The organism is Ruegeria sp. CDSA193 (assembly GCF_059611885.1).
The window spans coordinates 272,873-284,389 of record NZ_JBXWPN010000005.1 but is presented as its reverse complement, the minus strand read 5'-3'; the positions used below and the strand labels follow the sequence as shown (position 1 = coordinate 284,389).

Below are 11,517 nucleotides of genomic sequence, written 5' to 3'. Positions count from 1 at the left end.
TGCCGGGAGCGCATCGCCAAGCGGCATCCCCTCAGATCGAGCCGCCTTCGACCATGAAGTTCCCCGCGCTGCACATGGCCGCGTCGTCCGAGGCCAGAAACAGGACCATGCGCGCCACAAAGACCGGGTCAATCGGGTCCGGCAGGCATTGGCGATCCAGTTGCTTGGCCAGCGCTTCGGGCGTCACCCATAGCTCTTTTTGCCTGTCTGTCATGATCCAGCCCGGAACCACCGTGTTCACCCGGATGCGATGGTCGCCCAACTCGCGCGCCATGGTACGGGTCAAGCCGTGGACGGCTGATTTGGCGGTGGCATAGGCCGGGAATCCTGCGCCGCATTCCCACCAGGAATTCGATCCCAGATTGATGATGGCCCCCTTGCCCTTGGCAATCATGCCTGGGGCAACCGATTGGATGGCAAAGAACATATGGCGGATATTGGTGGCCATTCGGTCATCCCAATATCCCGGCGTCACTTCGCGCCAGTCGTGGCGTTCGTCATGTGCGGCGTTGTTAACCAGAATATCCGCTTCGCCCAGCGCGGCGACCAGCCGCCCGAATGCCTCTTGCAGCGCATCTATGTCGCGCAAATCGCATTGGGCAAAGGCATGCTGCCCGTCCAGCTCCGCCAGCAGCGCTTGGCCCGCATCTGCGTTCAGATCCACAAACCCGACCCTGGCCCCCTGGGCGGCAAAGGCGCGAACCGTTTCGGCGCCGATCCCCCCGGCCCCGCCGGTGATAAAGACTGTTTTTCCCGCAAGACCGGGGTAATTCGCAAAACTCGTGCTCATGCGTCACGCTCCATGATCCATTCAACTTCGGGGGCGGCTACAAAGCGCCATTTCCGCAACGGGCCGGCCATGACGTTCAAGTAGTACATCTCAAACCCATATGGTGCGCCACAGGGATGATGCCCCCGAGGCACAAGCACGACATCGCCATCCGACACAGCCATAGCCTCGTCCAGATCGCCATCATCGGTATAGACCCGCTGAATGCCGAACCCGTTCGAGGGGTTCAGACGGTGGTAATAGGTCTCTTCCAGATAGGTTATGCGAGGAAAGTCATCTTCATCATGGCGATGGCTGGGGTAGGAGGACCAGTGGCCATTGGGCGTGAAGACCTCGGTCACCAGCAGGCTGTCAGCGACGTCTTCGGCCTCCATCGCGATATTGTTGATATAGCGGGTATTCACACCCTTCCCGCGTTCGGTCAGTGTGATGCCACCCGGCCCGACCCGTCGCGCCGGGTGGCCACCTGTGCCGGGGGCTGAACACACGGCCACAACACAATCGGTTTCCGCCACGGCCTGCCAATCGGTTCCGTTGGGCAGGTACAGACAATGCGGCGGCGTCTTTTCAAAGACATCCATGCGGTCACCCAGCACACCCCAATCCTGCCCGGCCCCGGTGATATGCGCCTTGCCCTCGACCATGACCAGTATGACCTCATTGTCACCGGTTTCTTCGGTCGCCCTGTCGCCTGCGCGTAGGTGGTAAAGACCGAACCCGACATAACGCCATCCCGCAGAGGCAGGGGTGATGTCATGCACCTTGCCATAGGGGCCGCGTGGTTTCCTGAGCAGGTTGGCCATGGGGCCTCCTTTCTGGGCGCGCCGGCCCGGTTCGTAACGTCAGGCGGATTGTCGGGTTTTCAACGCCGAAAGTGCCGAGGTCAGTTGCTCTGGCGTCCATTCTTCGGCGACCGCACGCCGCAAGATATCCGCCTGGCTTTCCGGAGCATTACCGCCAATCGGGGGGTCTGTGTCCAGATTTGTCGGAAACGGATAGCCTTCGGCAGTCGCCGCGATGGCCGCGTCCAGCTCGGACCCAGTCAGCTCGCCGCTTCGCTTCAAGGCCACCAGTGACGGCAGTACGGCCAGCGCCATGGACCGGCGGTCGATGGCCTCCATCGCACGACCAAAAGCGGATGAGATCTGCAACAAGTTCGCCATACGGTCGATATCCGTGCTGCGGTTCTCGCCGGCGGAGTGGAACAGCGCGGGGTTGAAGAATACCGCGTCGCCTTTGTTCAACGGCACCTGAACATAGCTCTTCTCAAAGTGGTCCCTGTGCGCGGGGTCGTGAAAGCCAATATATCCGGCTGGATATAGCTGTGAAAACGGCAACAGTTTGGTGGGCCCGCTTTCCACCGGCATGTCACAATGTGCCACTGCCCCCTGCAAGGTCAGCGCCGCCGTCAGCAGATGTGCATGCACAGGGTACCGGGCAGCGCTTTCAGCGGTCTGAAAGCCCAGATGGTAGTCCCTATGCGCCTGCTGTGCCTTGCCGCCGGGGCGGACCTGATTGACCTGAGCCGTGACCTGATAGTTCGGCCCCAGCCACGCCTCACAGGCGGTGGCAATAGCGGCGTTGCCGAAGTACCTCGAGAACCCCTCTGGATCACGCAGGCAGTGCTTTTGCAGCGCATTCCAGATCCGGTCATTCGCACCCGAGGCGGCAAAATGATCACCCTCGCCTTCGCCGCTTTGGCGTTCCTCGTCGATGATCTGCCGAAAAACCTCGGTCGCCCGGTCGATCACCGACAGATCCTGATAGGCCCCTTTCAGCGCGATCACCCCGGCGGATTGGTTCAGCACATGGCCCCATTCCGCCATCAAAGCGCGCCGTTGCCCTGTATCTTCCAGCGCGGGACGCAGGGCATTCATGTCATAGACGGGGACGTTCTTTTCGATCATCGCGGCCTGCGGAACCATGTCCGAGGTCAGTTTCCGAGAGGTCAACACCTTGAATTCGTCCAGATCACAGGATTCCCGGTCAAAATACCCGACATATCCAATTCTTTGACTTACCATGATTTTCTCCTTCTTCATGGCCTTGGTGTTGCCCCTTGGGACGGTTTGTTAGTTGGTGATCTCCAATCTTGCCTGAGCGCAGACATCGACAATGTGGTCGTAGCCCATCTTGGAATACTCTTGGGGTGGGGCCTTGGCGGGGTCCTGTTCGGCCTCGACCACGATCCAGCCGCTATAACCCATAGATTTCAACGCATTCGCCACGGCTTGAAAATCAATGCAACCATCGCCAGGCACAGTGAACGCTCCCGCGACGACAGCATCCAGGAAGCTGCGGTTGTTTTCGCGCACATCCTGTACGACCGCCGGACGGATATCCTTGAAATGGACGTGATGCACCCGGTCACCCCACCGATTGAGGGTCGCCATCACGTTGCCGCCACCAAACAGCAAGTGGCCGGTATCAAAGCACAAGCCGACCTCGGGGCCCGACCCTTCCATCAACCAGTTCACATCCTCTTCGCTTTCGATAATCGTGCCCATGTGGTGGTGATAGGCCATCGGCATGCCCTGATCAGCCATCCATTTGGCCAGCTCGGTGATTTTGGCGGCATAGGCCAACACCTCATCCCGGGACAGTTTCACCCGGTCATTAACCGCGACCCCGATCTGCCCCTGCACGGTGTTCGAACATTCGGCATAGACGATGCACGGGCTGTTGAGCGCTACGAATTGTTCGACCTGCGCGCGCACGGCCTCGCGCTCGGTGGCAAAATCGTCAACCAGAGAAGCCCCAGAACACCAACCGCCACACAGGACGATATCATTGGTGTCGAGATAGGCGCGCAGACCTTCGGTATCGCCGGGCATCCGCTGACCGCGTTCGACGCCGGTATACCCGATCTCGCGCGCCTCTTTCAGGGCCTGTTCCATCGTGTAAGCCGCGGTCAGGTCCGGCAGATCATCGTTCTGCCAGGCAATCGGAGAGATGCCGATCTTCACGCTCATTTCGTGTTTCTTTCCTTGATGGCAACCTCATAGGCTGCGCGCTTTTCATTCACTTCCGGGCGGATGCTGACTTCGGGCACGGCCACTTCCCACCAGGTGCCGCCATATTCGGTCGACAGGTACGGATCGGTGTCTATGACGACCACATAGGGGCCGGTGACCTCGCCACGTTTGGCCAATGCCTGCTCCAGCTCAACGATCGAGCCCACCTTGACCGAAGTCGCCCCCATCGCCGCCGCGTGCGCAGCGAAGTCTATGGCCGAGGGCGTTTCGTGCACCGCATGATCCAGCAGATTGTTAAACTCGGCCCCGCCGGTGCCCATTTGCAGGCGGTTGATGCAGCCGAATCCACGATTGTCGGTCACGACGACAGTAAAGGAGATGCCCATCATCGCTGCCGTCGCCATTTCGGAGTTCGCCATCATATAGGTGCCGTCACCGGTAAAGCAGATGACGTCGCGATCAGGTTGGGCCATCTTGATGCCCATTGCACCGGCGATTTCATAGCCCATGCAACTGAACCCGTATTCCATGTGATAGGCACCTGGGCGGGGCGCTTTCCACAGCTTGTGCAGCTCACCTGGCATCGTGCCCGCGGCGCACATGACTACCGTGTTATTGTCCGAGGCGCGTTGCACTGCACCCACCACCTGCATATCCGTAGGCAACGCGTTTCCATCACCGGGCGCGTCGGTCAGTGCATCCACCTTGCCAAACCAATCTGCCTTCACCGTGTCCGCCACCGGGTCGGCCCGGTAGCCGTGCAAGGCTTCGCCAAGTTCCTCTAACCCGACACGCGCATCGCTTTGCAGCGGCATTGCGCCGTGTTTTTCGGCGTCATAGGCGGCTGTGTTCAGGCAGATCATCTCGCGGTTCGGATTGGAAAACAGCCCCCAGGACCCGGTGGTAAAGTCCTGCAACCGCGTCCCAACAGCAAGCACCAGATCGGCCTCGGCGCAGGTGGCGTTGGCCGGTTCGCCACCGGTTACACCAACCGGGCCAAGGTTCAACGGATGATCCCAAGCCAGCGCCGATTTCCCGGCTTGCGTCTCGGTGATCGGGATATTGTGGGATTCCACAAAGCTCTGCAGCACATCCGTCGCTCCGGAGTAATGCACGCCACCTCCGGAAACGATAACGGGACGTTTGGCTGATCTGATCGCAGCCACCGCACGGGCCAACTCCGCCTCATCCGGGCGAATGCGGCGCTGATACCAGACCCTCGGCTCGAAGAAACTCTCGGGATAGTCATAGGCTTCAGCCTGAACATCCTGGCAAAAGGCCAACGTCACAGGCCCGCAATCGGCCGGATCGGTCATGGTGCGAAAGGCGCGGGGCAAGGCCGTCAACAGATGTTCAGGCCGCGAGATGCGATCATAGTACCGGCTGACCGGGCGAAAACAGTCATTGGCGCTAACCGTACCATCACCAAAGCTTTCGATCTGTTGCAACACAGGGTCAGGCCCGCGGGTGGCAAACACATCGCCGGGGATAATCAGAACCGGCAACCTATTCACATGCGCCAACGCCGCCGCGGTGACCATATTGGTGGCCCCTGGTCCAATGGATGAGGTCACCGCCATCGCCCGCGTCCGCCGCGTCTGCTTGGCATAGGCAATCGCGCAATGTGCCATTGTCTGTTCATTTTGCCCGCGATAGGTTGGCAGGCTGTCTTTCGCGCCGTGCAGCGCCTCGCCCAGCCCGGCCACATTGCCATGGCCAAAAATGGCCCAGACACCGGCGATAAAGGGCTCGCCAGCTTCGTTCATCTGCGCGCCCAGATAGCGCACCAAAGCTTGCGCTGCGGTCAGTCGGACTGTGTTGCCCATAGTGATACCTTTCAACACAAGGCCATCTCGGCCATTCCTGCAATTTCGAAATTAGCGGGCCTGTGGCCCAGACGGGGGAACGGTTAAACCGTTCCGCCCAGAGAGCCTTCCAGCTGGGCCATTTCCTGACCGCCCGCCATCAGGTCCTGCAATTGTTCGGGTGTGATCTCGCCTCGTGTGGCCGTGCCCAGAGTCTTGCCGCGATTGAGCACGGTAAAGCGATCACCTACGGCCAGCGCATGGCGCACGTTATGGCTGATGAACACCACACCCACGCCCTGATTGCGCACCTTGTCGATGGTCGCCAGAACATTCGATGTCTGACGTACCCCAAGGGCCGAGGTCGGCTCATCAAGGATCAAAACCTTGGCACCGAAGTAAACCGCCCGGGCAATGGCAACCGTCTGACGCTCGCCCCCTGACAGGGTTCCAACGGCCTGATCCGGCCCGCGCAGGTTGATGCCCATCTTGCGCATCTCGGCCATGCAGACCTCATTGGCCTCGTCGATATCGAACCGTTTGAGCAATCCCTTGCCCTTAGTCGGTTCGCGACCCATGAAGAAATTCCGCGTCACACTCATCAGCGGGATCATCGCCAGATCCTGAAACACGGTCGCAATGCCCGCCTCCATCGCATCGCGTGGCGTGTCAAACTGCAGCGGTTTGCCTTCGAAAAAGATCTCGCCCTTGGTGGGTTTGTGAACTCCGGACATGGTCTTGATGAAGGTCGACTTTCCGGCACCGTTGTCGCCCAGCAGGCAGTGGCATTCGCCAGGCCTGACGTCAAAGCTGACGCCTGCCAGGGCAATAATGTTACCAAAGTGCTTTTCGATATTCTTCATTTGCACGATCGGCGCGACATCCTTTACCGCATCCCCGTGATGGAACTTGCTGTCTTCAGTCATATCAGCGCTCCCCGGTTACGCGTTTGCGGATGGCGTTGTTGAACAATACCGCGATCAGAAGCATTGCGCCCAGGAACACCTGGAACCAGTCCTGATCGAAATCCGTGTAAGTCAGCCCGATGACCACCATGCCAAAGATGATCGCGCCAAAGAACGCCCCGATGGCCGATCCATAGCCGCCGGTCAGCAGACAGCCCCCGATCACCGCCGCAATGATGGCCTCAAACTCTTTCTGGAAGCCACGGCGCGCATCGGTCGATCCTGCGTCGATCACGGTGATGATTGCAACCAGCGCCGCGCAGCAGGCGGTTAGCATGAACAAAGACACTTTGATACGGCTCACCGGCACACCAGAATTCGACGCCGCATTACTGTCGCCACCGGCGGCAAAAATCCAGTTTCCAGCTGGGGTCCGCAGCAAAACATAGGTCGCCGCTAGGGCCAGAACGATAAACCACAAAATCTCGACCGGAATGCCCGGTACTTTCGGCGCCCCGTTTTTGAATGTGTCGATCAATCCGTTTGCAGCCAGCCAGGCAAACAAACCGGCAAAAGCTTCGCCCGAGAAGAACGGGGCCAGCCAGTCGTTTTCGACTACATCGCGCACGCCACGCAGCTGGGTTGACCCCCCAGTGGCTGCTTTGAGACCCACCAGTGAGAGACCGCGCAGAATGAAAAGGAAGGCCAGAGTTACAATAAAAGAAGGCAAACCCGACCGTATGACGATATTGCCGTTCACCGCCCCAACAAAGGCCGCAAAAACAAATGTCATTGGGATCGCAATGATCAGAGGTAACTGCCAAGTCACCACGCAGACACCAAAGAACAGGCCTGCAAAGGCAACCATCGAACCGATCGACAGGTCAAACTCACCCCCGATCATCAGCAGCGCCGCTCCGATAGCCAGGATACCCAACTGTGCCGCGGGCGTCATGAAGTTCATAACTCCAGCCAGCGTGAACATGGAATCGTCTGCCGTGAGCGCGAAGAAAATGACCACCAGGACCACACCGGCCATGGCACCAAGCTCTGGACGTTTCATCAGCTTGGTCAGAAACGGTTCTTTCTTTACGCGTTCGTCCGTAGTGACGGGCGCTGACTCACTCATGTTTCCCTCCCAATTCGGTTGAAACGGCGCACCTGGCGCCGTTTCTGTTTTTCACTGTCCCAAACGGATCAGCGGATACCCTGAGCCGACAGGTCGATAACCTGGGCTGCCTTGTCCTGTGTGATCAGGTTCGGACCCGATGGCACGTTGCCACCTGGCATCAGACCGTATTTGGCATGCAGGCCCATGAAGTTCACAGACAGATAGCCCTGCAGATACTGCTGCTGGTCAATGGCAAATGCCGCATCTCCATCGGCGATGGACTGCAGGAAGTTCGCAGACAGGTCGAACGAGGCCACGTTCACATCACGGCCCGATGCCTTCACAGCCGCTACCGTGGGTTCACCAGCCGAACTTGCACCCAGCGCCATGACTGTGTCGACAGCGTCATTCGCGGCCAGAGCGGCCGAGACCTTCGCTTCGATTTCCGAAGGATCGTTCGAGGTCGGCAGAACTTCGACGCTGCCACCAAAGCCTTCGGCAAAACCGGCGCAACGCAGGTCAAGCGCCACGTTTCCGACTTCGTGGTTCACACAGATCGCATTCGCGCCGCCCATCGAAGCCAGCTTTTCGCCTGCGGCCTTGCCCGCATCAAACTCGTCCTGACCGACATGCAGCAATGCGCCCAGCTGTTTGGACACGTCCGAACCCGAGTTGATCGAGATCACCGGAATTCCGGCAGCAACAGCACGTTCGATTGACGGGCCAAGCGCATCGGCATCCGGGATCGAGACAATCAACCCGTCCGGTTCCTGGTTCACGGCGGCGTCGATCAGCTGTGACATCGCAACCATGTCAAAGGTCTCGGGTGCGCGGTATTCCACGTTCACGCCAACATCCTTGCCCGCTTGCTCAACGCCGTTTTTCACGACGTTCCAGAAGGCGTCATTGGCCTGACCATGAGACACAACGACGATCTCCTGCGCGAATGCAGGCGTGGCCATCGCCAGTGCACCAGCTGCCAGTGCGCCTTTAAAGAAATTATTCATATGGTTTCTCCTCCCGTTTGAACAGTGTGTTGGGGTCTTGGCCCCAATCTTCCGATTAAACCGAATCTTCTTCGCCCCGATCCGGGGCGAAGCTGCCCCAAGTTTCCGCATATCCGATCATTTTGCAACCGGTTTCAAAACTTTGGCCAAAACCATCGACTGTCCGGACTGCGCAGAACGGGTTGCGGCCTCGGCCATAGCAAGCGCGGCGACACCGTCGTCCAGAGTTACAGGCACCCCTGATCCAGAATTTACTGACCTAACGAATGCATCCCATTCTGCGCGATAGGCAGACATGTAGCGTTCAAGGAAAAAGTAAGTCGGCTTGGCACCGGTCACGCCATTCGAAGTTGACTTAACCACTGAGTTTTCAAGGATATTTTGTGCCTGAAGCATCCCTTCTGATCCCAGCAGTTCAACCCTCTGATCATACCCATAAGCCGCACGCCGAGAGTTTTTGATCACAGCGATCCGGCCATCTGCATAAGTCATTGTCACGACCGCCGTGTCCACATCACCCACGGCACCGATTTCGGGGTCAACAACCGATGTGCCCACTGCCGAGATTACTTCCGGCAGGTCACCCATCAGGAAGTTCGCCATGTCGAAATCATGAATCATCATGTCCCGAAACAGCCCTCCTGATACTTTGACATAGCTCACCGGTGGCGGCGAGGGGTCGAAAGATGTAATGGACAACAACTCGGCCTTGCCGACCTCACCAGCCTCAAACGCAGCCTTCAAAGCAGCAAAATTCGGGTCGAATCGACGATTGAAACCGACCATGACGGGCTGGCCGGTGGCTTTTGCAAATGATTGACAGGCGACAGCCCTCTCAAGGCTCAAATCAACCGGCTTCTCGCACAATACCGCTTTCCCGGCTTGGGTGGCCGCTTCGATCAGGTCGGAATGCGTATCCGTCGGCGTGGCGATCAGCACTGCATTTATCGAAGGATCGGAAATAATCTCTTGTGACTGTCGCGCACTGGCCCCGAATTCCTCAGCCAAACGCGCCGAAGCTTCGGGCAGTGCATCAGACACCGCACTCAGTTCACTGTAAGGATGCGCCGCAATAGCCTGCGCGTGAACACGCCCAATGCGCCCAGCCCCCAGCAATCCTACTTTTAGCATCCCGCGCCCCCGAATCCCTTTTTTCGACACCACAATGATTCTCTTTGCAACCGGTTGCAAGAATTATTTCACTGTTACTCGAATTCACCCTTGTTTTCGGGTACTCGGCATGTGTGCCCACTGCAGCTGCGGCCGTCCAATTCACAAATAAAGAGTAACTGGCGCCTCTGACTTAGAACGCAAGCGAAAGGCCGCGCGTCACCCTGAATTCATCTTATTTGGGAAACGCACATTGGCACACTCAACACCTGTCCAGGCCTACCCTGCTATGGCTTGGATTCATTTTGGTTAACATAAAACCACGCAAGTGTTACACTCGACGCATTATTAGATTCCAAGATTTATTTGCAGTTTGAGGTATTGTTATGGCCACAAGAATCCGCAAAAACGTTTGGACCCTGCCAGCCAACGACGAAACTCTAATCTGGTATGAGCGTGCTGTCGAAGCTCTCTGGGACCGAGATCTGGAAGACCCGACATCGTGGTTTTTCATGGGCGCAGTTCATGGGCAGCCGCAGAATTTTCCGAACATTCCCGGTTCCGGACAATTCTGGAACCAATGCCAGCACCAAAGCTGGTTCTTCCTGCCCTGGCACCGCGGATATATCACCGCATTTGAGGCCGTCGTCGGCAAAGCCGTCGCCGATCTGGGCGGGCCGCAGGATTGGGCGCTGCCTTATTGGGACTATTCCCAACCCCTGTCAGAAAACCCGAATGCGCGCCGCCTTCCTGTGGCGTTCCGTGAGCCGACCAAGTCAGACGGCACGCGCAACTTCCTGTTTTCCCGCCGACGTGTAGTGGTGAATGGAGATTTCGGATTTCCGGACGACGTGGTGTCGTTGGATGCGTTGGATCATGAAGATTTCACCAATGATACGCCCGGATTCTCATCAGGGTTTGGTGGCCCGCAAACCGGGTTTCACCCCGGCGGTGGGGACAATGGCGCATTGGAAAGCACGCCCCATAACGATATACACGTTTGGATTGGGGGCTCTGGCGGTTTTATGGCAAATCCGGCCACTGCGGCCTTTGATCCGATTTTCTGGCTGCACCATTGCAACATTGATCGGCTATGGGAAGTCTGGCGCAACGCCGACCCGAGCCATGTCTCCCCACCCTCGCCACTGTGGCGCACTGGCCAGACATTCTCGATGCATGATGGCGATGGCGCGGCATTCACCTTCAACAGCGAAGAAATGCTGGACAGCACAAGCGTCCTGCACGGGTTTCAATATGACGGCGTTCCACCCTCAGTAGAACCCGCCATTCCAGCAGAGGAGTTCGTCATGGCAGGCAAGGAACCCGAGCTTGCTGGCGCAAGCGAAGCTCCGGTCAAGTTGCGTGGTGCAATGACCACTGCCGGCGTAAAGCTCGACACTTCAGTCGCGCTGATTTCCGGCGCCGAGGCCCCCGGCACCACCCGGCGCGTTCACCTGCATCTTGAGGGGATCAAGGGCCGTGGCATGCCCGGATCTTACCGCGTCATGCTGGATCTTCCGGATGACGCTTTGCCGCCAGCGATTATCGGCACCTTGTCGCCGTTTGGCCTTGAACAGGCAAGCAACCCGGACGGCCCACATGGCGGCAACGGCCTTGCGGTGACTTACGAGATCACAAAGCTGGCCTTTGCACTGGGGCTGAGCCAAGGCGACGCCAACAGGTTGCAAATCCGGTTTCAACGGATGTTTGATGACAGCGAGGCCTTTGGCCAAGTACCAGGGTTGGAACAGATCGCCCCAACAGAACAGCAGCCAGACATTGAGATCGGCCGCATAAACCTTTATTTCGACTGA

At 58.3% G+C, this 11,517-nt stretch carries 10 protein-coding genes; 1 reads left to right on the top strand and 9 read right to left on the bottom strand.

Annotated elements, in window-relative coordinates; genetic code table 11:
* Window positions 1–31: 31 nt before the first annotated feature.
* From AC2FLG_RS11735 to iolG, 9 genes are all read right to left on the bottom strand, one after another.
* Complete coding sequence (locus tag AC2FLG_RS11735; RefSeq protein WP_496691722.1) at window positions 32–790, bottom strand: SDR family NAD(P)-dependent oxidoreductase; 759 nt, start codon at window positions 788–790, stop codon at window positions 32–34.
* Window positions 787–1,593, bottom strand: coding sequence for a 5-deoxy-glucuronate isomerase (gene iolB, locus AC2FLG_RS11730; RefSeq protein WP_496706311.1), 807 nt, complete (start codon window positions 1,591–1,593; stop codon window positions 787–789). Before iolB ends, AC2FLG_RS11735 begins: the two co-directional genes overlap by 4 nt.
* Before the next feature lie 39 nt (window positions 1,594–1,632).
* Window positions 1,633–2,814 carry a phytanoyl-CoA dioxygenase family protein gene (locus AC2FLG_RS11725; RefSeq protein ID WP_496706309.1) on the bottom strand — a complete coding sequence of 394 codons (1,182 nt, stop codon included), beginning with the start codon at window positions 2,812–2,814 and terminating at the stop codon, window positions 1,633–1,635.
* A gap of 48 nt (window positions 2,815–2,862) precedes the next feature.
* Entirely contained in the window at window positions 2,863–3,762 is a 900-nt protein-coding gene (iolE, locus tag AC2FLG_RS11720; RefSeq protein WP_496706307.1) for a myo-inosose-2 dehydratase, read from the bottom strand.
* Entirely contained in the window at window positions 3,759–5,591 is a 1,833-nt protein-coding gene (gene iolD / locus AC2FLG_RS11715) for a 3D-(3,5/4)-trihydroxycyclohexane-1,2-dione acylhydrolase (decyclizing) (protein WP_496706305.1), read from the bottom strand. The genes iolE and iolD overlap by 4 nt, the downstream gene beginning before the upstream one ends.
* Before the next feature lie 83 nt (window positions 5,592–5,674).
* Window positions 5,675–6,496 (bottom strand): ATP-binding cassette domain-containing protein, encoded by an 822-nt coding sequence (locus AC2FLG_RS11710; RefSeq protein WP_496706304.1) that lies wholly within the window; start codon window positions 6,494–6,496, stop codon window positions 5,675–5,677.
* Between the two features lies 1 nt (window position 6,497).
* Entirely contained in the window at window positions 6,498–7,604 is a 1,107-nt protein-coding gene (locus tag AC2FLG_RS11705; RefSeq protein ID WP_142635706.1) for an ABC transporter permease, read from the bottom strand.
* Window positions 7,605–7,672: 68 nt separating this feature from the next.
* A complete protein-coding gene (locus tag AC2FLG_RS11700) occupies window positions 7,673–8,593 on the bottom strand; it encodes a sugar ABC transporter substrate-binding protein (protein ID WP_142635704.1) in 921 nt (306 codons plus the stop codon).
* Window positions 8,594–8,710: 117 nt separating this feature from the next.
* Window positions 8,711–9,724, bottom strand: coding sequence for an inositol 2-dehydrogenase (gene iolG, locus AC2FLG_RS11695; protein ID WP_496706302.1), 1,014 nt, complete (start codon window positions 9,722–9,724; stop codon window positions 8,711–8,713).
* Window positions 9,725–10,089: 365 nt separating this feature from the next.
* Between iolG and AC2FLG_RS11690 the strand changes: the two genes are divergently transcribed.
* Window positions 10,090–11,517, top strand: coding sequence for a tyrosinase family protein (locus AC2FLG_RS11690; RefSeq protein ID WP_496706300.1), 1,428 nt, complete (start codon window positions 10,090–10,092; stop codon window positions 11,515–11,517).